Annotated in this window: 25 protein-coding genes and 1 pseudogene; 10 read left to right on the top strand and 16 right to left on the bottom strand. The window is 42.9% G+C overall.

What is annotated here, in order from left to right; genetic code table 11:
* Positions 1–143 precede the first annotated feature (143 nt).
* From IM477_RS09280 to psb30, 4 genes are all read right to left on the bottom strand, one after another.
* Complete coding sequence (locus IM477_RS09280) at positions 144–1,700, bottom strand: M16 family metallopeptidase (protein ID WP_287731461.1); 1,557 nt, start codon at positions 1,698–1,700, stop codon at positions 144–146.
* Between the two features lie 545 nt (positions 1,701–2,245).
* Positions 2,246–3,688 (bottom strand): hypothetical protein, encoded by a 1,443-nt coding sequence (locus tag IM477_RS09275; protein ID WP_287731460.1) that lies wholly within the window; start codon positions 3,686–3,688, stop codon positions 2,246–2,248.
* A gap of 10 nt (positions 3,689–3,698) precedes the next feature.
* On the bottom strand, positions 3,699–6,029 hold the full coding sequence (locus tag IM477_RS09270) for an NACHT domain-containing protein (RefSeq protein WP_287731459.1): 2,331 nt from the start codon (positions 6,027–6,029) through the stop codon (positions 3,699–3,701).
* A 223-nt stretch (positions 6,030–6,252) separates the two neighbouring features.
* On the bottom strand, positions 6,253–6,372 hold the full coding sequence (psb30, locus tag IM477_RS09265) for a photosystem II reaction center protein Ycf12/Psb30 (protein ID WP_002736367.1): 120 nt from the start codon (positions 6,370–6,372) through the stop codon (positions 6,253–6,255).
* Positions 6,373–6,566: 194 nt separating this feature from the next.
* Here psb30 and IM477_RS09260 point away from each other — a divergent pair, with 194 nt between their 5' ends.
* From IM477_RS09260 to arsC, 4 genes are all read left to right on the top strand, one after another.
* Positions 6,567–6,905: an ArsR/SmtB family transcription factor gene (locus IM477_RS09260; protein WP_002780506.1), complete on the top strand. Its 339-nt coding sequence runs from the start codon at positions 6,567–6,569 to the stop codon at positions 6,903–6,905.
* 125 nt (positions 6,906–7,030) lie between these two features.
* Positions 7,031–8,176, top strand: a complete 1,146-nt coding sequence (gene arsB, locus IM477_RS09255; protein ID WP_287731457.1) for an ACR3 family arsenite efflux transporter — start codon at positions 7,031–7,033, stop codon at positions 8,174–8,176.
* A gap of 9 nt (positions 8,177–8,185) precedes the next feature.
* Positions 8,186–8,806: an arsenical resistance protein ArsH gene (arsH, locus tag IM477_RS09250; protein ID WP_147073159.1), complete on the top strand. Its 621-nt coding sequence runs from the start codon at positions 8,186–8,188 to the stop codon at positions 8,804–8,806.
* A gap of 155 nt (positions 8,807–8,961) precedes the next feature.
* Entirely contained in the window at positions 8,962–9,360 is a 399-nt protein-coding gene (gene arsC, locus IM477_RS09245) for an arsenate reductase, glutathione/glutaredoxin type (protein WP_008199231.1), read from the top strand.
* 267 nt (positions 9,361–9,627) lie between these two features.
* Here arsC and IM477_RS09240 read toward each other — a convergent pair whose 3' ends face one another.
* Positions 9,628–10,509 (bottom strand): universal stress protein, encoded by an 882-nt coding sequence (locus IM477_RS09240; protein WP_287731455.1) that lies wholly within the window; start codon positions 10,507–10,509, stop codon positions 9,628–9,630.
* A 133-nt stretch (positions 10,510–10,642) separates the two neighbouring features.
* Entirely contained in the window at positions 10,643–10,843 is a 201-nt protein-coding gene (locus IM477_RS09235; RefSeq protein WP_002739006.1) for an NblA/ycf18 family protein, read from the bottom strand.
* A 573-nt stretch (positions 10,844–11,416) separates the two neighbouring features.
* Here IM477_RS09235 and IM477_RS09230 point away from each other — a divergent pair.
* Together IM477_RS09230 and rpiA are read left to right on the top strand one after the other, a co-directional pair.
* Complete coding sequence (locus IM477_RS09230) at positions 11,417–11,938, top strand: RNA recognition motif domain-containing protein (protein WP_287673997.1); 522 nt, start codon at positions 11,417–11,419, stop codon at positions 11,936–11,938.
* A gap of 72 nt (positions 11,939–12,010) precedes the next feature.
* Positions 12,011–12,721 (top strand): ribose-5-phosphate isomerase RpiA, encoded by a 711-nt coding sequence (gene rpiA, locus IM477_RS09225; protein WP_287731454.1) that lies wholly within the window; start codon positions 12,011–12,013, stop codon positions 12,719–12,721.
* Between the two features lie 541 nt (positions 12,722–13,262).
* Here the strand turns inward: rpiA and IM477_RS09220 are convergent.
* Positions 13,263–13,433: a hypothetical protein gene (locus IM477_RS09220; protein WP_190357858.1), complete on the bottom strand. Its 171-nt coding sequence runs from the start codon at positions 13,431–13,433 to the stop codon at positions 13,263–13,265.
* A gap of 343 nt (positions 13,434–13,776) precedes the next feature.
* Positions 13,777–14,904 carry a DNA replication/repair protein RecF gene (recF, locus tag IM477_RS09215; protein ID WP_287731452.1) on the bottom strand — a complete coding sequence of 376 codons (1,128 nt, stop codon included), beginning with the start codon at positions 14,902–14,904 and terminating at the stop codon, positions 13,777–13,779.
* A 181-nt stretch (positions 14,905–15,085) separates the two neighbouring features.
* Between recF and IM477_RS09210 the strand changes: the two genes are divergently transcribed.
* Positions 15,086–15,658 (top strand): DUF2808 domain-containing protein, encoded by a 573-nt coding sequence (locus tag IM477_RS09210; protein ID WP_125731438.1) that lies wholly within the window; start codon positions 15,086–15,088, stop codon positions 15,656–15,658.
* 101 nt (positions 15,659–15,759) lie between these two features.
* On the opposite strand, the gene IM477_RS09205 is transcribed toward IM477_RS09210, so the two are convergent.
* Positions 15,760–16,404: a Uma2 family endonuclease gene (locus tag IM477_RS09205; RefSeq protein WP_287731450.1), complete on the bottom strand. Its 645-nt coding sequence runs from the start codon at positions 16,402–16,404 to the stop codon at positions 15,760–15,762.
* 313 nt (positions 16,405–16,717) lie between these two features.
* Here IM477_RS09205 and IM477_RS09200 point away from each other — a divergent pair, with 313 nt between their 5' ends.
* Positions 16,718–16,888 (top strand): metallothionein, encoded by a 171-nt coding sequence (locus tag IM477_RS09200; RefSeq protein WP_287731448.1) that lies wholly within the window; start codon positions 16,718–16,720, stop codon positions 16,886–16,888.
* A 98-nt stretch (positions 16,889–16,986) separates the two neighbouring features.
* Positions 16,987–17,358: an ArsR/SmtB family transcription factor gene (locus tag IM477_RS09195; protein ID WP_353845537.1), complete on the top strand. Its 372-nt coding sequence runs from the start codon at positions 16,987–16,989 to the stop codon at positions 17,356–17,358.
* Here the strand turns inward: IM477_RS09195 and IM477_RS09190 are convergent.
* Entirely contained in the window at positions 17,355–18,143 is a 789-nt protein-coding gene (locus IM477_RS09190; protein ID WP_287731447.1) for a pentapeptide repeat-containing protein, read from the bottom strand. The genes IM477_RS09195 and IM477_RS09190 overlap by 4 nt on opposite strands.
* Positions 18,144–18,344: 201 nt before the next feature.
* On the opposite strand from IM477_RS09190, the gene IM477_RS09185 reads away from it, so the two are divergent.
* Complete coding sequence (locus IM477_RS09185) at positions 18,345–21,407, top strand: sll1366 family intein-prone helicase (RefSeq protein WP_287731446.1); 3,063 nt, start codon at positions 18,345–18,347, stop codon at positions 21,405–21,407.
* On the opposite strand, the gene IM477_RS09180 is transcribed toward IM477_RS09185, so the two are convergent.
* From IM477_RS09180 to IM477_RS09155, 6 genes and pseudogenes are all read right to left on the bottom strand, one after another.
* Positions 21,404–22,297, bottom strand: a complete 894-nt coding sequence (locus IM477_RS09180) for a DUF6515 family protein (RefSeq protein WP_287731445.1) — start codon at positions 22,295–22,297, stop codon at positions 21,404–21,406. The genes IM477_RS09185 and IM477_RS09180 overlap by 4 nt on opposite strands.
* 187 nt (positions 22,298–22,484) lie before the next feature.
* A complete protein-coding gene (locus IM477_RS09175) occupies positions 22,485–22,817 on the bottom strand; it encodes a type II toxin-antitoxin system PemK/MazF family toxin (protein WP_287731468.1) in 333 nt (110 codons plus the stop codon).
* Entirely contained in the window at positions 22,814–23,056 is a 243-nt protein-coding gene (locus tag IM477_RS09170; RefSeq protein ID WP_002772118.1) for an AbrB/MazE/SpoVT family DNA-binding domain-containing protein, read from the bottom strand. The genes IM477_RS09175 and IM477_RS09170 overlap by 4 nt, the downstream gene beginning before the upstream one ends.
* Positions 23,057–23,147: 91 nt before the next feature.
* Entirely contained in the window at positions 23,148–23,924 is a 777-nt protein-coding gene (locus tag IM477_RS09165) for a DUF2092 domain-containing protein (RefSeq protein ID WP_287731444.1), read from the bottom strand.
* A 33-nt stretch (positions 23,925–23,957) separates the two neighbouring features.
* A complete protein-coding gene (locus tag IM477_RS09160) occupies positions 23,958–24,620 on the bottom strand; it encodes a potassium channel family protein (protein WP_287731443.1) in 663 nt (220 codons plus the stop codon).
* Positions 24,621–24,752: 132 nt separating this feature from the next.
* Positions 24,753–25,266, bottom strand: a pseudogene (locus IM477_RS09155) (RNA-guided endonuclease InsQ/TnpB family protein); the annotation flags it as partial.

Below are 25,266 nucleotides of genomic sequence, written 5' to 3'. Positions count from 1 at the left end.
TTTAGGGTGTTGGGGTGTTGGGGTGGTCACTGCGTGCGCGTTGCGGGGGGTGATGGGGTTTTAGTTGAAATTCCCCCACTTCCCCACTTCCCCCATTCCCCCACTTTCCCCACTTTCCCCACTTTCCCCATTTCCCCATCTATCTATTTCGGTAAAATTCGGCCAATAGTGCGATTTTCGGGGGTAAAAGTTTCTTTAGCCACCCGTTGAATATCAGCTGCCGTGACAGCATTATAAGCATCTAATTGGGCGAATAAATTACGCCAATCGCCGGTTTTTACCTCGTATTCAATCAAGGATCGCGCCATGCCCATGTTAGAATCAAGACCTCTTAATAGGGCTGCCCGTAGTTGATTTTTAACCCGTTCTAATTCCTGTTCCGAAACCGGTTCATTTTTCAATCTTTCCAACTCCAAATTCAAACCCTGCGCTACTTCCTCCAGGCTGACATTAGGAGCGCTGAGAGCATAGAATAACAGCAAATTCGGGTATTTATCTCCCGGAAAGCCGTTAAATCCCTGGGCAGCGAGGGCAAGTTGTTTGTCCTCCACTAAAGCTTTATACAGTCGCGAAGTTCTTCCTTCACTCATTAAAGTGGCGATAACCTCGTAAACCGCATGATCGGGATGATTGAGGGCGGGACGATGGTATCCTTCTAAATACCAAGGCTGCGAGGCTAATTTTAGGGTAATTTCCTTTGTTTTGGTTTGGTCCGGTTCCACTACTGTCACCTGTGGGGGTTTCGGTTTAGCGGGAAAACGACCAAAATAAACCTTAGCTAACTGTTTGACCTGTTCTGGGTCCACATCCCCAGCGATAGCTATGGTTAAATTACTGGCAGCATAAAATTTATCGAAAAAGTTTTGGATATCTGAGGGTTCCAGATTGCGAATATCTCGATCGTAGCCGATAACGGGACGTTTGTAGGGATGGACAGTATAAGCTTGATCGAGAAAAGCTTCGATTAATAAACCCAAGGGGCTATTATCCGTCCGCATCCGTCTTTCTTCCAGAATTACGTCTTTTTCTTTGTAAAATTCCCGTTGGAACACCGGTTCTAAAAATCGTTCCGATTCCAAAGACATCCATAATTCCAATTTATTCGACGGGAAGCTGTAAAAATAGCTAGTTGCATCGCTGGAAGTGGTGGCATTTAAACCGACTCCCCCCTGAGTTTCGACGATTTGCCCGTATTCGTTGCGTTGGACGAATTTCTCGGACTCTGCCTTAGTTTTTTGAAATTCTTCCGTTAATTTAGCCACTTCTGCGCTTTTACCCGCTTTTTTGGCCGCTTGCAGTTCTTTGTCTATAGCTTCAAGGCGATCGAGGACTTTTTTCTCGCTAAGATAATCGGTAGTACCGATGGTTTTTGTGCCTTTAAAGGCTAAATGTTCCAAAAAGTGGGCAACTCCTGTTTTACCGTCCGGTTCATCGGCACCTCCCACATCCGCATAGGTGACAAAGGAAATAACCGGGGCATCGCGATTTTCTAGGATAATGAATTTTATTCCGTTATCGAGGCGAAATTCGGTAATTTTTTGTTGAAATTGCTTAAGGTAGGGGGTAATCGATTGCACATCGGCTGATTGCTCTTTCGCTTGGGCAAGAAGGGGTGAGAAACTCCCAAAACCCCAAAACAAAAGGAAAGCGACCCAAAAGCCGATTACAGCCCGATAATAGGGGTTATTTTTAATGATCATAGATAGTTTTATCAGGTATCGTGGGAGCGAGAGATCGATCGCTATCTTCGATCTTAGCAGTCGATTGTCAGGAGATGGGAAGTGGGAATTGTGAATTATGAATTATAAATTATGAATTGGGAAGTGGGGAAGTGGGGAAGTGGGGAAGTGGCAATGGGGGCTTTTCAGTAAACAGTAAACAGTAAACAGTTAAGCTAAGACGCATTTAAACCGCTTATTCTTAGATTAGCCGAACCTCCCCCAATCCCTTTACTGTTGCCTTTTGCCTCTTGCCTTTTGCCTCGTCTCAACAAGCAATTTAAATTACGAACAGCTTAGGGACTTGCGTGGGAATAATATCCCAATCGATCGGAGGGCGCAAGCTTTGCGCCCCTACAGTAACGGATTTTGCCCACAATGTAGGGGCGAACTGCGTTCGCCCAAAAGGCACATTATCAAAGCGCAAGTCCCTTATCAGTTATCATTTCATTGTTTACTGTTCACTGTATCTCAACAGTAGAAGAATTTCTATAACATCGTCAAGTTTATTGCTGTTTGGGCGACTATCACTGCCCATCTAAAACGCCTCTGAGGGGGTTGCGGGCTTTTTCTTCTAATTCTTTACCTCGCACCCAAAGGACAGTACAAAATCCGAAGATAACTAGCCAAAATAGGGATATTGATTGCCATTCCCAAGATAGGCGATGATACAGAGCAAAAGAGGTAAACCCAAATACAATGGGCAACCAACAAAACCAGGGAAAAGCCAATATCGACAAGAATCGCACCCATAGCCAATATGTTTTTTCTTTAGCTTGATACCAAATTCCCAAGCCCGAGCCGATAGCTCCAACAGCATATGTTTTTTCTTTAGCCCGATACCAAATTGCCAAGCCCGAGCCGATAGCTCCAACAGCAGCCGCAGCCGCAACCACAGCCCCAGTCTCAGCCCCAGTCTCATCCATAATCCCAGCCACAGCCATAACCCCAGCCACAGCCGTAACCCCCGCCCAAAACACAGATCGAAAAGCTAGAAATACAACCGTATCCAGATTCAGAGGCGCGGCCAGAAAAATAGCCACCACAGATATAACCACAAATGTAGCATACACAACCACAACCACAGCCATAACCACAGCCACAGCCACAGCCACAGCCATAACCACAACCAGAGCCACATCCACAACCACACCCGTAGCCTCATACAAAGCTGTCACCCCTTCCCAAACTAGGTTTTTTCTGAATAGTCGATACCATTCTTGACAAAACGTCCAGGGTCCCAGTAAGCCCAATTGCATCAATAAAGTTGGCTCTGATTTATCTTCTTCGGCTATAATTTCTCGCCATAAAACTATTAAAAAATACAGCACAACAACAATTGTGATTGCCATCAAGCCACTGACCCAACTTTTTTGCTGATTGAGCATAATGGCAAATATTTCAATTACAGATCCAAGAGAGAGCAAGAAGACAACAGTTAACACTCCTAGATATTCTCGGCTTTTTTTAAACTGATATTCTATCTTCTTAAAAAGATTGCGCCAGTCGTTTCTTGTGGGGCGGCGGCAGTTGATTAAGCGAGACAGTAAGGCAAATTGTAATTCAGGTGTCAGACTATTAAATAAATATAACCAACGCTGCTTTGGAGTGATTTTACTTAAAACTCGATCAACAAACTCTATTTTATTGTCTAAATTTTCAAGTGAAACCGATTCCAATTCATTTTTAAAAGAACTTAATTGAGTCAGATTAATTTCATTTGGTAACTGAATCGCACATAAAGGAATGACTAACCGAGGATCGAGTTCAAAAGTGATTTTAGGAATATCATCAGCAGAGCTTTCAATAATTGCAGCAGCAACTTTCTTGACAGTAGCAGAGAACTGCAAAGTGCTTGAATTTTCAAAAGGTTGCCAAATCCAACTTAAGTCCGTTTCGATTACCTCTTGTGGCTGGCGCTTTTGTTTAACGGCTCGATTTTTTAGTCGGCGAATGAATCTGAATAGCATTAGTTTTCCTTCATGATAGAGTGCGATTGCGTTCAGCTTGACTATCTTCTAACTCCTTCAACAGTGCTGCAAGTCGAAAACTTACTTTTCCGCTTAAGTTCGGATCTTCCTGCAATCTTTCAAGTGCCTCAGCCGCTTCTGGTATGGCAATTTTAACTAAATCATCCATTGCTTCTATAGAGCCTTTTCGAGCTAAAGATTCTAGTTGATTAACTGCTAAACCTCCCATTCTGATTAAGGCTTCTCGCACTTCTATAAAATGGGGTTGATTGGGATCATAGTAAATAACTAATTTTTCTACTGCTTGAGGCAAATTAGTGGCGGATAAGGCTTGAGCCGCTGCTTTTTGGCTGTCTGAATTATCTAAACTAGCAACTAAAAAATCAAATAATGCTTTCCCTCTAGGACGAAAATCAGCCGCTACTGAGCCAAAAGCACTACAAATTGATTCATCGGTTCTCAATTGTGTTTTAAAATAATCTATAATCTCCTGAGCAACTTCTGGTTTTACTTCTTGAGCATCTGCTAGACATTCAAATGCTGTCAGTGCATCTTGTTGATATACCGCCGTAATTAAATCCGTACTATTGTTTGCCAATCCACACCATAACTTGACAATTTCTAGCCAGTCGCTAGAAGCATTTTGCCATTTTTGAATTAATTCATCTTGTTTGTCTGTTAAAGCTGCTGCTACGAAATATTCTTGTAGAGTGAGATGAGGAAAATAATAACGCTGTCCGCCATCAATGCGAAGCAATAATCCACTGCGTTTGACGATTTCATCAACGATAGAATTAGCCTCTTTAGGCTCTAGATTTAATGAAGGTAAGACTTGTTTAACTTGTTCCCATACTTCAGAATCAAGAAGACTGCGGCGATCTTGCTGTTGTCGATTAGTGCTATTCTGAGCATAGAGTGCTAAATGTTGCAGAACTCGCCGCTTGTTGACACCACTATATTGATTAGCAATATTTCTTTCTTGATCGCGCAATTCTAATAAAACATCAGTAGCTTTAGTGTAAAATTCGGCTCGCGAATGAGGTAAAACGAAGGGAGTATCAGTATAAAGATAGACGATGATTGTTAACAGTAGGGGATTCCGCGCCAGTGCCATAATTTTCGGTTTAGCTCGCAAGTTTTGAATCAATTGTTCTACTGATTTCTCTGGCGGCATTTCCGACTTCCAAGCTTGCAAAAAGTAGCGCATTTGTTGATCACTAAATTCGTCAATCTCTAAAGTTTCCTTGGTATTATCGACAAACTCATTATGATAAACAGCCGTCCGACAGGTAATAATTACTCGACATTTTTTATAATTTTCTAATTCTAAAAAGTCCTTAAGACACCGAACAACAGAAGAGCGAACGCCACTACTAACCTCATCTAACCCATCTAAAAGCAGCAGCAAACGTCCGTCTTTTAAACCTTGAGAGATGAAACGATTAGCTTTGGGAAAATTATGGCGATCGCAAGCTGCTACTAAATGTTGTTCTAACTTTTCTACTGTCAAATTAGCCTCATTGAGGCGGTTCAATTCTAGTAAAATTGGCACGGGACGATCCGATAAATTTTTGAATCGTCCTTCTGAATAGGAAAGTGCTAGATACTTTAATAACATCGACTTCCCCGAACCAGGCGCACCTTTAACCACTAAGCGGCGGTATTTTTGCACCGCATTTTCTGCTTCAATCAAAGAGCGATCGCTCGCTTTAAAAGCTTTTAAAGAAACATAAATCTCCCGCATTTCTAGGGGACGATGAGGACGAAAAGGTATATTAAGTTTTTGATATTTATCAATTAATGCTTGTCGATACTTTTTAAGAGCAATATTTTCAAATAAGGGTGTTCCAGCAAAGGTTTTATAAATCCATTTACTAATCGCTTCTAAAGACTGATTGAGCCATTTTTTTAAGGTATCACTAATAACAGTCCCCACAATACCACCCAAAACAAGAATAACAAGCACAGGTATCCAGGCAGGATATTTATTAATATCATATTGTTGTTCATAGATATCCCATAATTCATCCTGTGGAAAACAAGAAGCTTGAGAATTTACCTCTTTATACAAATTTAAAATATCACTACTTGTCTTTTTCTTTTTATCAGTATTGAAAAAATTCAACCGGTCAGCTTCTGCATCTTGTTTTGCCCGATTTTGAATCTTTCCCCTAAGTTGGTTACAGGGATTAGGTGCAGGAAGCTTTTGAGTAAAAACAGGCAAAATTGTCCCCCACGCGACTGAAATTGCCAGCCCTAGGACAAAAATCATCAATAACTGCTGCTTTTTCCAGTGAATAAACTTCATTGTCTGTACCGTTTCTTTGCCTTTTTCCCACATCCTGGCTACCAATATAACACTGATTCATACAGTATAGGCTACATATAAGGAGAGGCACTCATGCACGAGGGGGAATAAATAATCAGTTTTTAATAACCAGATTTAGTATGATAACTGATGACTGATAACTGATAACTGATGACTGGGTTTTAGACAAAAAATCTCTCCCTAAAGAGGAGAGAAGTCAAAAAAAGCACGAATAACAATGGGTGGGAGGCGGTTTTTATAGGTCGCCACCACGAAAAGCTAGTAGGAAAATGACAAAGGGGCCAGCTAACATGATTAGCGCCACGAAGGTGAGTTGAAAAATGGGTTCTAAATTGAGAGCCGCAAATAATTCCATGATGTCTCCTAACCTGTTTACAATGATTTAAAAGGCTAATCTGGTCAAAACCATTGTCTCTGGTCAAAACCATTGTCTATCATACAGGGGATGATTCGCTGGTTTTCCTGATTCGATACAAAAATACATAAAGTTTTGTTGCAATTCTGAATTTTCCCGCTTTCCTATTTCCTTCCCACCGAGGGACCATCTCAATGTTCAACTCTCTGACCACATCTCCCGACTCGTTAACCCAGATTTATACTGGTTTTCAGGCACTCTCGGATCCCCTGCGACTGCAAATCCTCCAACTGTTGCGACATCAGGAATTATGCGTCTGTGAATTGCGCGATCATCTCGATATCGCCCAATCTAAATTATCTTTTCACCTAAAAACGCTAAAAGAAGCCAATTTAGTCCGCAGTCGTCAAGAGGGTCGTTGGATCTACTACAGCCTGAATCTATCTCAATTTCTTCTCCTAGAAGAATATCTATCGGAATATCGTCGTTTTAGTTCCCTCGTCCCCGCTCGTTTCTGCGAGGAAAATCAGTAACCAATCAAGATTTTTAGAAATATTAAAGCTTTATGACTGGCTTTTCCTCTTGACATATCAACTTTTTTTGAAATAATAAAGGTGGGTTGCCCAATCTCCCATTATTCCCTTTCCACCTTTGTGCGATGACTAATCAAATCAATCCTAAAGCCGCCAAAGCTGGTGGTAGCCTTAGTGTTTTTGAAAAATATCTTACCCTTTGGGTTATTTTCTGTATTTTGGCGGGAATTGCCCTCGGTCGGTCATTTCCGGACGTAGCGCGGACTTTAGATGCCATGAGTATCTATAACGTTTCTATTCCGATCGCCATCTGTCTTTTCTTCATGATGTATCCGATCATGGTTAAGATCGACTTTTCTCAAGCTCTTCGGGCTGCCCGTACTCCCAAACCAGTTATTTTAACTTTAGTGGTTAATTGGCTGATCAAACCCTTTACCATGGTGGCGCTGGCTCAATTTTTTCTCGGCTGGCTGTTTCTGCCTTGGTTGAGTCAAACGGAGATTATCCGAGGACAGACGGTAAGTTTAGCTAGTTCCTACACTGCTGGAGCTATTTTACTAGGAATTGCTCCCTGTACGGCCATGGTCTTGATGTGGGGCTATCTTTCCTACAGTAACCAGGGTCATACCCTAATTATGGTAGCAGTCAATTCCCTAGCGATGCTTTTTCTCTACGCTCCTCTAGGTAAATGGTTACTGGCAGCTAATAATTTTGTAGTCCCTTGGCAGACCATTGTTTTTTCTGTGTTAATCTACGTTGGTTTACCGCTTATTGCTGGTATCTATAGCCGTCACTGGATTTTTAAACATAAAGGACGGGTCTGGTTTGAATCGCGTTTTCTTCACTATCTCAGTCCTGTGGCAATCACTGCCTTATTGTTAACCTTAATCCTCCTCTTTGCTTTCAAAGGCGATTTAATTGTTAGTAATCCCCTGCATATTTTCCTGATTGCTATTCCCCTCTTTATTCAAACTAATCTGATTTTTTTTCTTAGTTATGTGGCCGCTCTCAAACTCAATTTAGTTTACGAAGATGCGGCTCCCGCTGCTTTAATTGGTGCTAGTAATCATTTTGAGGTAGCGATCGCCACTGCGGTGATGTTATTCGGATTGAATTCGGGGGCTGCTTTAGCGACAGTAGTGGGGGTATTGATTGAAGTACCTGTGATGTTAATGTTGGTAGAATTCTGTAAAAAAACCGCCTTTTGGTTTCCCAGAGATCCAGAAAAAGCCACCCTTCTCGATCCTCGTTGCTTGAGTTCTTACAAATAATTATTCACCATGATCCAATCGACTCACAAACCGAGAATTCTTTTTCTGTATGGCTCTTTGCGGGAACGTTCCTACAGTCGTTTATTAGCAGAAGAAGCGGCCAGAATTATCACTGAATTTGGGGCAGAAGTGCGCTTTTTTGATCCCCGTGAATTGCCGATTTATGGCAGTGTTCCCGATACTCATGCCAAAGTACAGGAATTACGAGAATTAAGTCAATGGTCCGAGGGTCAAGTCTGGTCATCTCCCGAACTTCACGGCAATATTAGCGGCATTATCAAAAACCAAATTGATTGGATTCCCTTAAGTATTGGTGCGATTCGTCCCACTCAAGGCCGCACTTTAGCAGTCATGCAAGTAAGCGGAGGTTCCCAATCTTTTAATGCGGTTAACACTCTGCGAATTCTTGGTCGTTGGATGCGAATGTTTACTATTCCTAATCAATCTTCGGTGGCTAAAGCTTATCAGGAGTTTAACGAGGATGGCACGATGAAAGATTCCCCCTATCGAGATCGAGTTATTGATGTGATGGAGGAACTTTATAAGTTTACCATTCTCCTGCGAGATCAGGTAGATTATCTGACTGATCGCTATAGTGAAAGGAAGGAAAAAGAGAAAAAACGGTGTTAGGGGTTGGGTGTTGGGGAAGATGTTTCTTCATCCCTATTTCCCTATTTCCCTATTTCCCTATTTCCCTATCCCCTAATTTCCCTATCCCCCCATTTCCCTATTTCCCCATTTCCCTATTTCCCTATCCCCTAATTAAATTTCTAGGAGTTAAAATTGTGAAAAAAGTCATGTTTGCCTGTAGAAAAAATTCCTGTCGTTCCCAAATCGCCGAAGGTTTCGCTAAAACTTTAGGCGCGGGTAAAATTGCCGTCACAAGTTCCGGATTAGAAGCGGCTAAAGTTCACCCCGGAGCAATCGAAGTTATGGGGGAAATTGGTATCGATATTACTGACCAAACTTCTAAATCAATTAGGGATTTTAATCCCGAAGATTACGATGCCGTTATATCCCTATGTGGTTGCGGTGTCAATCTGCCGGAAGGATGGGTTTTACAGGAAATTTTCGAGGATTGGTTAATTGATGATCCCGATGGTCAACCCATGGAAACTTTTCGCCGAGTTCGCGATGAAATTAAGGCTAAAGTTGTCGGATTAATTGAGCAGTTAAGTAGGTAGTTGTTAAAAGTTGTCAGACACCCCCCTTATTAAGGGGGGCAGGGGGGATCCCCCCGCCTATCGGCACCCCCCTTATTAAGGGGGGCAGGGGGGATCAGAGGCAAAATCTATTTTTAATTTAATTATAACTACTTACTTAAGTTAATTTCTCCCAAATTTTTGCGGCTCTCTTGTCTTTTGTGTGATAGATTTTAGCGATCGAATCTGTCTTCCTCTCTGTGTCCTTTGTGCCTCTGTGGTTTATCCCCAAGAGAGCTTTTTTCTAGCCTATCCCTTCGGGGAGAAAAATAATAAGGGGAACCACAGTTGATGAAGAATATCTTCATTAATCCGACGCACGGCTAACCATTCCAACATATTGGAACGATGGCAGGTAGCCACTGCGATCGCACTGATATCATCTTCTTCTGCTGCCGTCAAAACTTCTAATACAGGTGTTCCTTGTCGCACTTCGCTCTGTACTTGCAAACCGAGTTTTTCTAGTCGCGCTTGCACCGATTCTAATTCCCGACGGGCATCATTTAAACGGTATTCGGTGACACCGGGATCGCGACTGATATTTTCCACTACCCGGAGGAGAAGACATCGCTCAAAAGAGCCGGGGGCGCGGGTTTGGGCGTATTTTTCCATCTGTTCAATTAGATAAATCGCGTCGGGACTGCCATCGTAGGGAATTAATAAATGTTTCCAGAGATGCTGACAGCGCAGGGCCAATTCATCGCGAGTATAAACTGATAATAATTGCGGTCGGAAAATCAGCAGCGGAATATCGGTAATACCTGCGATCGCTAAACTGGTACTACCGAATAATTTTTCTTGGACAGCACCGCGCATGGGATTTCCCATCAAAATCACGTCGATAGAGTGATTAGCGAGGATTTCCCGCACGGCATCCACGGGACGACGGTTAGAGATTTCGACAATAACTGTCATACCTGCGGGAATATTTGCTAAAGCTGGGGATAATTTTTCTTTGGCTGCGTCAATTTTCGCTTGATCTACGGCAGCTAGGGTGGGTTGTTCCCAAACTGGAATACTGTGGAGGAAGATAACTTGTTTTAAGCCGCTCAGGGCTAAGTGTGGCACACAATGGACAAGACGATGGAGACCATCGAAAAGATCTGTACAGATCAAAGCGCGCTCGAACATAAATTAACCCCTAGCAATTCGGTTATCCTTCCCTAAGAATAACTAAAAAGGTGAAGAAATGCGCCCCGCATCCCTAGCTCGTTTCCGCAGAAACCCAGCCGGAGAAAGAGGTCGCCCGCAGGGGTGAAATGAGTTATTGGGGGGCCCAGGGATTAGAATCTAGACCCCACTGGTGTTTGAGAAAAGCTTTATACATATTTTCTCTGACCATCATTTGTTCGTAGAGCTTGATCAGGAAATCCTGCGCTTGCTCCTGACTCATTTTTTCTACCTGAGTCTGAAAAGAACGAATGTTGAACTGTTGTTCTAAGGAAAGTTCGATCGGTTGAGACATGGTGTTCCTCCTCGATGAAGACAGTGGTTGATAACAAGCGAGATGGGTGATTGGTATCACCTTTTTTAACTAATGTAACAAATACTTGACAAAGTGTCAATGTATCTGTAAAGAGGGTTTTGCTTTTTCCCTCCCGTTAGCTAGGATACCCCGCCGCCAAAAGGAAAGAAGCATATAATGATACATTTAGCAAGAGTTTTAATAAAATTTTGCTTACTGTGAACAAATACTTAAGTAATTATACTTATTTTTTTCCATGGCAGCCCAGAGCGAGAGAAAATATTTGACAAATTGTGTAAACATTCTGTAATAATCGAATAGAGCGACATAAATCGGGTAAGTTGCATGATTAGCCCTGTTAACAGCTAAAAAACGTAACCCCTAGATTCCGTCCCTCTCGTTGAAATCGTTAAGGATAGTCAAAATTGACGGCCACAGCCGCTATCGTGCAGAAACTACAAGCTTATCGCTGGGAAACATCCTCCTTAGCTCTGTTTGCCTTAAAAAAATCAGGATACAGGCACGGAATGTCGCACAAGTTTTTACATCACCCTATACTTGGAGGAATCCATCATGTCCGTTCGTCTATACGTTGGTAATTTGCCCAAAGAATCCGTCGAGCGCGAAAAATTACAGGCGCTTTTTGCCGATGAAGGGGATACGATTACCACTAAAGTCATCAAAGATCGCAAAACTGGCAAATGTCGCGGTTTTGCCTTCGTTACCGTCCCTAGCGATGAACTAGCTGACCAGTTTATCGAAAAATACAACGGTCAATCCTTTATGGAAAACCCGATCAAAATCGAGAAAGCTCTCCCCCGGAGCAAGGGAGGTAAAGAAGAAGGAGAAGAAGCAGAAGGGCCGGAGGCCAGCGTAGAAACCCCGGAAAAAGTCGAAAGACCGACTCCGAAACCGACGACGGCAGCACCGCGCAAATCCGCTGGCGGCAGCGGCAAAAAACGCAAGGCTGAACGGGGTGGCAGTAGTACCCCGAAAGTTACCGGCGATGGTGACGCTTTACAGCCAGATCCCCGTTGGGCCAATGAATTGGCTAAACTCAAGGAAATGTTAGCAGCTCAGGCCACTAATCCCTAATTGCATTGACAAGAGGGCAACGGATAGCCGATAACTAAGAGGTTCAAAACATCGCTTTTAGGAATGTGCATCATGACAGCAATCGATCCGGTCATTCTCATGAAACAGGAGGTCGGTAAAGCCGCCGCTAATCTAGTTCAATCTAATTCGGTCGTGGGATTGGGAACTGGTTCAACGACGGCCTACGCGATCGAGTATCTGGGCGCTAGACTGCAAAGCGGGGAAATCAGCAATATTGTCGGGGTTCCTACTTCTTTTCAAGCGCAAGTTTTGGCTAGGAAGTACGGAATTCCCCTCACTACCCTCGATGTCATCGCAAAGATGGATATCGCTATCGATGGGGCCGATGAGGTGGATCCCCAGAAAAACCTGATTAAAGGTGGCGGTGCTGCCCATACTCAGGAGAAAATTGTCGATAGTCTCGCCGATATTTTTGTCGTGGTAGTGGATGGCAATAAGCTGGTGGACAAGTTGGGATCGACTTTTCTTTTGCCGGTGGAAGTGTTACCCATGGCCATGACTCCGGTGATGCGAAAATTGGAGGCACTCGGTGGTAAACCTTCTCTCCGCATGGGAGTGAAAAAAGCTGGCCCCGTGGTGACAGATCAAGGCAATTTAGTTATCGATGTTAAATTTGATAGTATCGATGATCCGGCTGATTTGGAAAGAACTATTAATAATATACCGGGGGTTTTAGAAAATGGTTTATTTGTCGGGGTTGCTGATCTGATTCTCGTCGGTGAAATTATCGACGGTAAGCCGGTAGTCCGCGAGATTAGGTAGGATTAATTATTCTTAATCTAACAGTGAAACAGGCCTGCAGCCTGTTTTGTTATTATGGGTGTGTACAGACAAGGAGCAAAATAAGCTAGGTTTTACCGGACACATCGTTAGTGGGAATCGAGTCAATCAGAATTCCCTAAAGCTTGGGAAGGGAGTTGATATCAGGATGACTACACGAGATATCCCCAAAAGCGACAACCCAATCACGGTCTGCTTTTCTCATCTATACTAATAAAAATAGTTCGATAGCTGAAGTGGATATATTCGTTGCTAATTCAGTTTTATCGAGAAACTATGGGAGAATTAAAATCATTTCTATTCCAGTAAATTCCCTGACCAAAAAAATTTTCAGCTTCGATATGATGTTGTGTAGATTTCTATGATTAATTACCTATATGAACAGAAATAATGACAGACAATACCTAAGATTATTGTCAATATCTCACTACATTGTGGGAGGAATAATTGGTGCTGGCCCTCTTTTTTTAATTCTTTTTTTCTCTTGCCTTTTCTTGCTTCAATTTTTTATAATGGCTTTCCCTCAACCATACCCAATGCCGTCGGAAGAGTTACCCATCCGAGTTCTATTAGACTTTCTAAAAGGTTTAACAATAACACTGCTAGGAGCAGCTTTAGCGATTTCTACGATTCTTTCGGGTAGATTTCTCAGCCGCCACGAGAAATACTGGTTTTCTTTTGTGATAGCTTGCATCCTCTGCTTATTCATCCCGTTGGGTACCATTCTCGGGGTCTTCACAATTATCGTCCTTTCCCGCCAATCGGTTAAGGAGCTATACCGACTTTCTAACGGCAATAATTTAGCCAGCAATCAGGAAGACCAGGATTGACAGCAATGGATGACCTAAACCCCCTCAAACTGATTAGCAGAAGCCTTTTCCTCTAGTAACTGGCAGAATTGGGGACTAAGGGTTTTGTTTCTTTTTACCGAACAAGTCGCTTTATGCTAGACTGCTGAGGTGACTAGAGAGTGGAAAGATAGGGAGAAAAACCTGATAACTGATAACTGAATATGGCTGAAGGCTGGTGGCTATAGGCTAATAAAAAATATGTCCCTTTTTGACAGAAAATACTTGGGAAGATTGCAACCAACGGGACTCAAAAGAACTGAGATGAGTGGTGGTAATTAAAGTTTGAAAACGGTCTTCGATCGCATCTAATAATTGATTTTGTCGTTCGATATCTAATTCCGCTAAAACATCATCGAGGAGTAGTAGGGGAGGTTCCCCGATAATCTGCTCTAATAACTGTAATTCCGCTAATTTCAAGGCTAAAACTAAGGTCCTTTGTTGTCCTTGGGAACCGTAGGATTTAGCGGGGTTTTGGTTAATTAAAAAATCCACTTCATCCCGGTGGGGACCGACTACCGATGTCCCTAGTTGTTTCTCTGCCAAACGACGGGTTTCAATCTTATCTAAAAAAGCCCTTTGTACCCCATTGACATCATCTTCTACCCAAGGCACATTGGGAATATATTGTAATTCTAAAAATTCGGTTTTTCCGCTAATACTTTCGTGCCATTTTTGGGCTAAAGGAATTAATCTTTGCAGGACTCGCGCCCTTCTTCTCGTTACTCTTGAACCAGTTTCTGCTAGTTGTAAATCCCAGAGTTTTAGTTGGGATAAATCTGCATAAACTTTTCCCTCTAATTCCTGTTTACGAATCTCTTTTAAGAGGGCATTTCTTTGTCGTAAAACCTGATTATATTGCTGTAAAATATGAACGTATAGGGGTTCTAATTGAATTAATAAAGTATCTAACCAATCTCGGCGAGCTTCCGGACCACCGCGCACTAAATCCAGATCGAGACTAGAAAATTGTACCGCATTAATCACGCCCAAAAAATCGAGATGACGGCGCAGGGGTTGACGGTCACGGATCACGGTGCGACGACCGGAAGAACGGAGAATTAAACTTAATTCTGATGCTCCATAAAGACGATTAACCCTAGCAAAAATTCTCGCCTCCGAGTCCGATTCTAGCACCAGATCCCGATCCTTGCTGACTCGATGGCTCTTGAGAGTGGCCAAAAGTTCGATCGCTTCTAGTAAATTGGATTTTCCCTGAGCATTATTGCCCAATAATATTGTTTTTTTGGACTCGAATTTTAGCAACTGTTCGGCATAATTTCTAAAACTGTGAAGGTGCAGGTGTTCTAGATACATTGCAAGTTGGGGGGTGGGGAATTATGAAGTGGGGTGTGGGGTGTGGGGTGTGGGGGAGTGGGGGAGTGGGGAGAAAACAGCTGATCACTGATCACTGATCACTGATAATGGCAGCGGTTTAGGGTTAAGTGAATTTGGTATAATTGCCCTTGACAATCAATATTTTATAGTAGCTTTTACCTTGAAAATTCCTTTTTTGCCTTTAAAACAGACTGAAAGTCTATCTAAACTCGCTTTGATTGCTATACTCGCTTTTGATGCTTCTGTGTCTCTCGCAGGACAATTTCCCGATGGCAGAGTATTTTTTGAGAGTTCTCCCACTCTAGTTAATTTCTTCGCTACTTTCCAATCCGTGCGTACTTGGGGGGCAAAATACTATCTTACCATCGCTCTACCGCCGTCTCTCGGGGCGCCCTTGGGTAAAGTAACCATACAACAGCAGCCTAATATTCAAACTATTGCTTTTCTTCTCGATCAAACCTTTGCTTTTCTTGGCGATCGCAATCAGCGAGGCGAAAAATTAACCCTAAAATCCACTACTTTTGACCCCAATACTCAGACGATTACGGTCATTTTTGATCCTCCTGTCCCCCCCGGTAATACCGTTTCCATCGGTCTGAAACCAGTACGAAATCCCGATTATGGTGGTGTCTATCAGTTTGGAATTACTGCTTATCCCCCCGGGGAGAATTCTCCCGGATTATATCTAGGTGTCGGACGTTTAGCAATTTATGAGGCTGGCGATCGCTGGTAGGCTGTTCCGCGTCTAAACACAGTAATCAGTGAACAGTAAACAGTAAACAGTAAAAAGACAGTAGGAAACCTCAGTTCCCTGAATTGGTTGTCCATTTAAAGTCAGGGATTAAGCTTTTGCTTGACCCAAATTCGGAATTGTTTTAATGCCATTGCACTACCTATTTTTTGACTATTTTGTAGCGTTTCTGGAATTTTTTCTATTAGATTAAATTGAGGAAATAGTCGGCTTTGGCAAGATTCAACATATTCTGATCCTTGCAAAACATTGATTTCCAGTCTCTCTCCATTATATCGCCACAATTCAGGAACACCCAATCGCTCATAATTATTAAATCGGGTTCGCTTAGTAATATCAATTTCAATGGCTAAATCGGGAGGGGGATCAATAGCCAGATCAAGTCGCGTTTTTCCCCGAATAGCATTACAATTTTCGATATAAAAAGACTCATCTGGTTCTATTCCTTGATCCATTTGCTGATTTTTAAAAGTTGTCGATCCGGCGGGTTCATAGTCTAACTCTAATTCATCCAGGAGAACTTTAACCAAATCCCCGATTAAAACTTTGGTATTTTCATGAATAAAAAGAGGAGTCATTGCTTCTAAAGTTCCCTGACTATAAGATAGACGAATTGACCGTCGCTCTCCCAATTCGTCAAGAATTTTTTCATAATCTTGCCAAGTGAGTGAAGTTAACAACAGGCGGTCGCCTGGGGTAACAGTTAGTTGTTTTAATGCTAATAACATCAGAATTTGTCGCCTAAGTTGTTATGATTGGGCGGTTTAGTCAGTATTTAACTTTTTTCTACCTTAGACTATATATAGCAGTTTTCATCAGAATGAGGCATGGGCAAGGGGGTTAAACTCTTTGTTGGCAAAACTTGTCGATACCTCAGTAACGTGAAAAGCTCTATATGCAAACTGAAAACTCAAATCTGATCACTGATCAAGGAGAACTTCCCACCCGTCTGAGTTTTAGAAAAATTTAACTTTATTCAATCCATGAACATCTGTTCAGATGTTATACTAAAGTCAGTAAAGAAGTTCAGAGGTAGTAACCATGATCGCTGTCACCATGATGAAATGTGCTTGTAAATCCTGTTTGTGTGTAGTATCGATCGCCGATGCCATCAAAGAAAACGATCAATACTACTGTTCCCAAGCTTGTGCCAATGGTCACGTTAACGAGAACGAGAAAGGCTGTGGACACAAGGGCTGTGGTTGCGTTTAAATTTAGTTATTGGGAAGAAAGGGACAAGTATCGGCATTGAAGATTCGATCGATACCTCCCTTTCTCAACTTTCCCTTAATAACCGATCAGGAAAAAACATGGCCCTAGAGAAAATAGCACCGGTTTGTGGGGAATCCCATCACCAAGAGGGGAAATTCCAGAACTTGCAGGGATTAGAACTAGAAAAAGCCCAAAAAATGGCCGAATTTTTCAGCCTTTTGGGGGATGCCAACCGCCTAAGAATTCTATCGCTTTTAGCCAAACGAGAATTATGTGTTTGTGACTTAGCCGACGATTTAGGGATGAGTGAATCGGCCGTATCCCACCAGTTAAGAACCCTAAGAGCCTTAAGATTAGTTAAATACCAAAAACAGGGACGGAGAGTCTTTTATCGTCTTGCCGATCACCATGTTCTTGACCTTTATTACGCGGTGTCGGAACATTTAGAAGAGCCAGCGGACGAAGATTAAAACAGTCCCAAAGCGGGTAAAACAAACTGTAAGAGCAGAGAACCAATCCCCTGCACCATTTGGTCTAATTGAGCGTTGCCACCACCTTGTTCTTGCGGTTTTAGGGCGATTTCCATGCCTTTAATAAAATTCTCTGCCGCTTCGTAACCGGGGGTGTTACCTTGCCGTTCAAAGAGAGTCGAAGCCATTTGAGCGTCCTGGGCCGCTAGAGCATTTTGTCCCAGACGATAGTGAGCCATGGCCCGGGCCAGATAGGCTGGAGCATATTCCGAGTTAATTGTCAAGGCCTTATTAAAATTTTCTATAGCGGCGCTGGTGCGTCCCTGTTTTCCTTCCACCATTCCTAGGCCGTAGAATAGTTCAGGAGTACCGGCACTACTGGGAATTCCCACCGCACCCTGTACATAGGCAGTGTCTAGTTTGGTGTTGTCGAGGTTAGCATTATTGAGATAAGTGCCTCTTAAATCCGCACCCGTCAAGATTGCCCCGGTTAAGTTCGCTCCAGTGAGATTAGCACCAAAAAGAGAGGCGCCGGTTAAATTTGCGCCACTCAGATCCGCCCCACTTAAATTAGCTTGACTAAGATTGGCCCCGACGAGATTGGCCCCATTTAATTTTGCCCCGACTAGATTCGATTGCACTAACCCCGAACCGCTCAGATCGCATTGGGGACATTTTCGGGTGGATAATAATTGCTGTAGATGGTTTAAATCTTCCGTCTGACCAACTAGGGACAAGTTAAGGGGAAGACTGAGGACGAGGGTGAGGGCGATCAATTTGTACATAGTTTAAAAATAACTCTATTTATTATTACTGATAATAACCATTCGATCGGGGCTAATCGCTTAACTAGATTCTGCTTGAGAAATCAGCCCTTGTCCACTAAAATAGAAGATTAGAGGCTCTTAAGGTCAGAAGAAGCGACAAAATCGAGATTTTTTGCCTTTTCAACAGCAGGTTTTTTAGAGGAATTTCCCTATTTCATAATGACTACTCTACACGGTAATTGGCTGATTCGTTCGCAAGATAGTGTTTTTTTTCTTTGGGGTGAACAGTGGCAAGGGAAGGAATTAAGTGAAACGAGAGAAAATCATCCTTTTTGTCTAGAATCCGGGGCATTAGCCCAATTTATCGAGAAATTTTCTCCTCAGCTTGACCGCTATTCTCCAGAATCAATCAAGCTCAGTTTACCTAGTTATTCTCCCCCAAGGAAAAAATATTTTTTACCGCTGCTGTCGGGGCAAATTCTCGAACCCACAGCTAAATCCTTGTCTTGGCAACCATGGCAGGTATCGGGATTAACTTTTTCTGCGGGGATGATAGTGCGGTTATGGGAGAAATTGCCCCTAGCTAAGGCCGAATTTATCGGCAATGATCTACGATTTTGGCTGTATTTGCACCGTTGGAGTTTAGATTTATTAGCAAGGGGAAAATTTTTAGCGGGAATAAATCAGGGTGAAAGTTGCTGGTATCCCCTGCTAGATAGTACCATCGATCGCACTCGTTTAGCTAAGTTTATCCAAACCATCCCCCCGGTCTGTCTTGCCTATCAAGAAAATAGCGAACCACAAACAATTATTCTCGATTGCTTGAAAAATATTGTCGATGCTCGTTTGCGACAAAAGATAGATAGTAGTGTTAATATTTCGCCGTCATTGATGGTAAAACCATGGCTACAATCTTTAAGCGGTGATCATCATGAGATTGCCTTAGAAGCCAAGAATTTACAGCGTCTAGAAAATGCTTATCATAACTGGGTGTTTCCTATCCAAGAAAGTTTGGTTAATGGCAATAATCGCCAATTAATCGAGAATCAATACCGTGTCTGTTTATGTTTACAACCTCCCAGTCTAGGGACAGTGTGGAAACTCACCTATTATTTACAAGCGTTAGATGATCCCGAATTTCTCATTAGTGCCAAGTTGATTTGGTTAGAGGGTAAAGAAAGTTATCATAGTTATCAAAGAGTTGTCAATAATCCCCAGGAAATTCTCTTAAAAGGATTGGGATTAGCGGAGCGATTGTACGAACCAATTAGAATTAGTTTAGAGCAAAGACACCCGGAGGAATGTTCTCTTGATTCGATCGAAGTTTATCAGTTTATTCGCTCGCTCGCTTGGCAATTGCAAGAGCAGGGATTAGGGGTAATTTTGCCAACGGGTTTAACTGCCGGTAGTAATGAACAAAGATTAGGAATTAGGATTGCTGCCACCGTCACCCCCAAAAAAGGAGAAAGATTAAGTTTAACCAGTTTGTTAAACTTTCAGCTTAAATTAGTGGTAGGGGAACAGGAAATATCGAAAAAAGATTTTGATAAGTTATTAGAGAAAAAATCGCCAATGGTGGAAGTGGGAGGCAAATGGTTAATCCTACAACCTACGGATGTCAAAGCAGCTCAGGCAATTTTAAATAATACCATCGCTCCCCTTAATCTCTCGGTGGAAGATGCCCTGCGCTTGAGTTCAGGAGATAATAATCTAATTGCTAAACTGCCGGTAGTTAATTTCCAAGCGGAGGGAGCATTAAAGGAATTAATTGATAATTTAAATAACAATCAAGGGATTCAATTAATCAACCCACCGCGGGAATTTCGGGGGGAATTACGTCCCTATCAAATCAAGGGAGTTAGTTGGTTAGCTTTCCTAGAAAAGTGGGGTTTAGGTGCTTGTTTAGCCGATGATATGGGTTTAGGAAAAACCCCGCAATTAATCGCTTTTTTACTAGCATTAAAAGAACAGGATATGTTAGTTAATCCCGTGTTAGTGGTGGCTCCCACTTCTGTGGTCAATAACTGGGAACATGAATTAAGAAAATTCGCTCCCACCCTGGCTGTTTTTGTGCATCATGGCGAAAAAAGATTAAAAGGTAAAGCTTTTGCTCAAGAGGTAAAAAATAAATCGGTTGTTATTACCAGTTATCCTTTAATCTATCGCGATCTGTCCACTTTAGAAGCAGTACAATGGCAAGGTTTAGTTTTAGATGAAGCTCAAAATATTAAAAACTCTACGGCTAAACAATCCCAAGCAGTGCGAAAAATACCCGCAGGATTTCGGATTGCCTTAACGGGAACTCCCGTAGAAAATCGCCTGACGGAATTGTGGTCAATTTTGGATTTTCTCAATCCCAATTTTTTAGGAACTCAAGCCTTTTTTCAGCGCCGTTTTGCCCTTCCCATTGAAAAATACGGCGATCGAGAATCCCTGCATAATTTACGTTCCCTTGTCCGTCCCTTTATTTTACGGAGATTAAAAACCGATAAAAATATTATTGAAGATTTACCAGAAAAACAGGAAATGAATATTTTTTGTGGTTTATCGAAAGAACAGGGACAACTTTATCAACAATTAGTCGAGACAACGCTCCAGAAAATTGAAGAAATTCAAGGAATTCAGAAACATGGATTAATTTTAACCTTGCTAATGCAACTAAAACAAATTTGTAATCATCCCGCCCATTTTTTGAAAGAAAATAGTTTAGAAACCAGTCAAAGATCGGGAAAATTATTACGTTTAGAAGCCATGGTAGAGGAAGTGATAGCAGAAGGCGATCGAGCTTTAATTTTTACACAATTTGCCGAGTGGGGAAAACTCCTACAAACCCATCTCCAGAAAAAATTAGCCGAGGAAATATTATTTCTCTCCGGTTCTACCAAAGCAAAAGATCGGGTAGAAATGATCGAGCGCTTTCAAAATGATCCCCAAGGACCAAAGATTTTTATTCTCTCCCTGAAAGCGGGGGGAACAGGATTAAATTTAACCCGCGCTAATCACGTTTTTCATATCGACCGTTGGTGGAATCCAGCCGTAGAAAATCAAGCCACCGATCGCGCTTTTCGCATAGGACAAAAACGCAATGTTCAGGTACATAAATTCATCTGTACGGGAACCCTAGAGGAACGCATTAATGAGATGATCGAAAGCAAAAAACAATTAGCGGAACAAACCGTAGATGCTGGGGAAAATTGGTTAACCGAATTAGATACCGATCGCCTGCGAGATTTATTATTATTAGATCGATCGGCAATTATTGATGAAGAAGAAACCGATTAGAAGCGAACGACCTGATAAACCGTGGAACCATTCTCAAACAGAGGCCGATAGTAAATACCGCTGCAATTGTAATAAAGCGTATTGTCAGCCGTAATTGTGGTGCAGCCGTCTGGGATATAGGTGACAATTGCGCCGATTGGCGGGGCCACCACCGTGTAGGAACTACCGTTAGGTTGAAGATAGATGCCGTCCGAGTAAATGTAGGAAGTGGAACCCACATAGACGGTATTGTAGTAGGGGGGGAGAGTAGCGATCGCTGAACCGATGACTAGGCCAGTGGTCAACCCCACCCAACCCCAACCCGGGGGGACATAATAACCGCCACCGTACCAACCGCCACCACGCCAGTAACCGTTGCGATTATCGTCAATAAAGTTCTGACGGTTCTGTTGGCGATCGCTAACCTGCTGCTGCCGTTCCCCCTGTCTTTCGCTGCGTTCCCCTTGACGGGTATCGGTTCTTTCGCTGCGTTCACCCTGCCGGTTTTGTTGACCGGTTTGCCGTTCACCCTGTCTTTCGCTGCGTTCCCCTTGACGGGTATCGGTTCTTTCGCTGCGTTCACCCTGCCGGTTTTGTTGACCGGTTTGCCGTTCACCCTGTCTTTCCGTGCGTTCCCCTTGACGGTTTTGTTGACCGGTTTGCCGTTCACCCTGTCTTCCAGAAAAATCTCTGGAAGGTTGGGAACGATTACTAAAATTCCCCCGGTTTTGCAGATCACTACTCCGGTTGACCCGTGGGGAAGCTCCACCACCCCCACGACTACCACCACCACCGCCACGACTACCGCCACCACCGCCACCGCGAGCGTCCACATAATCCGTTACCAGTAAACTTGTACCCAAGAGGAGGGCGGCAAGAACACATAAGTTTTGACGTAAAGATCTTTTCATAGCCCAGACTCCTTGATTTTTTTATTCGCCTTGGCTGCTTATCTTCCCAGATTATTTTCTGCAAGCGTTCGACGGTTTCTGGTGCAAAAAAACGCTCTCCTGTTTCTACACAAACTCTGGCGGGAACATTTTCTATGATAAATCTGGGTTGGGTTCGGATAGAGTAAGGCTTTTGAGAATGTCCCTGTCAGAACAGAATCGGCTTAATTCTTCTGAGAACATCCCGGAGCAACTGTTCTGGACACTTGCCGATAAAGCTCGCTTTTCTCGCTCGGAAGTCCAACGATCGCAGTTGCTCTACCATGATAACTCCTGTCACCGCCTCTCCATCTGGAATCTTGACGTAGAAAGGGTTCTGGCGTTGCGTATTGCTCACCGGGCAGACAAAGGCAAAACCAATCTTGCGATTAAAATCAATATGGCTTACCACCAGTGCTGGACGATTACCCATTTGCTCATGCCCAATTTGTGGGTCGAAGCTCAACCGCACGAAATCTCCACGTTCTGGAATGTATGTCACCAAACCTCCTCTCCCATTGGCCGTCCCCAATCCACTTCCGGCTCCGGTGATTCAACAACCTCAGCCAGTAGTTCTTCTAGGCTTAACTCAGGCAAGGCTTGAATTAGCTCAATTACTAGCTTTCCGTTTTCCACAGAACATTCAACAACGTCATTGGGATTGAGGTTTAGTGCTTCCACCGCATACTTGGGAATCCGAATCGCTAAAGAATTACCCCAGCGTCCAATCTGCGACTTCATTATCCCACCTCGAATTCGTTAGATATTCAAAGTATATCAAAACGCTGATTTAGGGGAATACCGACAAGCGATCGCATTTTATGAACAGGGTTTACTGCTGGGATTGATTATCCCTAGGGGGTAAAAGTTCGATAGGGATCGACTCTGATCCCGGTTGGAAAGTGAAAGTATCGGCGGAGGTACTGGGATTAAAATTCCAGTCGGATAATATTGCCGTGTACTGGGGTGAACCGGGTAGAGTTTTATAGGTGATAATCGCTTTCCTCAGTAGGGGGGTGGCATCCTGCGTGACCCAGATTTGATAATCGCGATCGCTACCGATCAGCAGCAGATGATACATCGGTTCGCGGTTGACCATGTCGTTGCCGATAAAAATAATTTGCTTGACATCGGCCATTAGATCTGCACAGGGATCGTTCGCCGCTAGATTTGACATGGGAATGCTGATCCCGTACCTTTGCTCTACTTGGTCTAAGGCTTCATCTAGAGTATTCGGTGCCGGTTTCGTGACGTATAGATCCCGTTCCAGATCCGCAAGGGTGAAGGTTTTACCATCGTAAAAAAAGCGGGTAACTCGTTCATCCCCAGTGTAGTCCGAGCGCAGGCGATCGGGTTTCTCTACCCAGATGTTTTGATAGGCACTGTACTGAACTTTTGCCCCAGAGTCGAGTACATCGTCATAGGTGACATCCATATTGACGGTGAACGATCGCTGTTTGGTTAAATTAGCACAGAGTTGCTCGATCACCTGTTCCGCCGTTTTTGGGCGGATTTCCTGGGATAGAGTCGGTATTTCCGCCAAGACTCCTGCGGCAGTGACCCAAGGCAAAAGTAAAGAAAGAATCGGCATAAAGCGACGCATAATCATCTAATATTCCCCCAAGGCGATCAATTGTTTTGGTTAACGACCATTGTGTAAACTGACTAAACGAGCGATAAAAACGGCGGGATAGAGAACTCCAGTCATTCCTTCTAAATTGGCTAGAACTCTAGCGACTTTACTGGCAGGAACTATATCACCGTAACCAACCGTGGCCAAGGTAGTAAAGCTGAAATGAAGTAGATCCGCTTGGTTGACGGTTTTAGCGGCGGAGCTAAAGGAATCGGAGTCGAAAATCTGGACAATATTATAAGCGGCCGCCCAGAAAAATCCTAGTAGAAAATAGACACAAATTCCCCCTTTGATGATATCGGATGTTACCTGTTCGGCAGGAATTAATTCTAGTAAAATCGAGTACACACATAAACCAATAAAAGCTAGAAAAATTAACGTACTAGATAGCTCGAACCAACGGTTGAAATCGCTATAAATAGGGATAATCGTGCTGAATGCTCGCAGGAGGAGGGCAATCAAAAACAGACCGATATTAAATCTTAAAGCCAATTTACTTCGATCGATCTGATAGACGGCGATGATCAGAGAGAGGGAGAAGAAAAAGAAAATCAGCCAATCTCCCAGGGGTAGATATACTAAAAACGGATAAATAATGTAGAGCGAGAGCAGATTTGCCAGCAGCCGATTGTATTTGTTTTCTGTGGCCTGTATCAATTGACGGAATTTCATAGCAGCGAACCTTTAACTGGTAATATTTCCTCCTGCTAATTAATTTTAAGGCTATTTATCTCCTATCTTCTTTCTAAATTTTCTTGCCTAATTGACGCTCCCATCGCACTCAAGCGCTTCGGGATTCCCTGTTCATCCAGTTACCTTATCTACTAAGCTTTCACTTAATAGACAGTGGGTAGTCTGTCTGAGGGCTTGAATTTCTGTCCGCCCGACAGTATTTGCCCGTGCGAGGATGTTTATAGCGGCGTTTTCGTCTCTATCCAAGACACACCCACAAGAACAAACATGAGTTCTTACAGATAATGTTTTCTTGACGATATTACCACAACTAGAACATTGTTGGCTAGTATATTGTGGGTTCACCGCTACCACAAACTTTCCGTGTATTTTCCCAAAGTAGTCTAGCCAATCGGTGAACATTGACCAACTCGCATCTGAAGTAGATTTAGCAAGCTTAGGATTTTTCACCATATTATAGCGGTGTGCAGTCGTATGAGGTACAGTGTCACGAGCTATAAACCATGCTAGGCAAAGCTTGGTCTGTATCTCACTCAAGCGCTTACCGCTATAGATACCTTCAAGTCCTCATAGACTACCAAATCGTTAGATTGGATTAACACTTTTGCTGTCTTGATGGCAAAAT

It is taken from the genome of Microcystis sp. M090S1 (genome assembly GCF_020246295.1).
GTDB classification, from domain to species: Bacteria; Cyanobacteriota; Cyanobacteriia; order Cyanobacteriales; family Microcystaceae; genus Microcystis; species Microcystis aeruginosa.
This window is presented reverse-complemented; position numbering and strand designations above follow the sequence as displayed.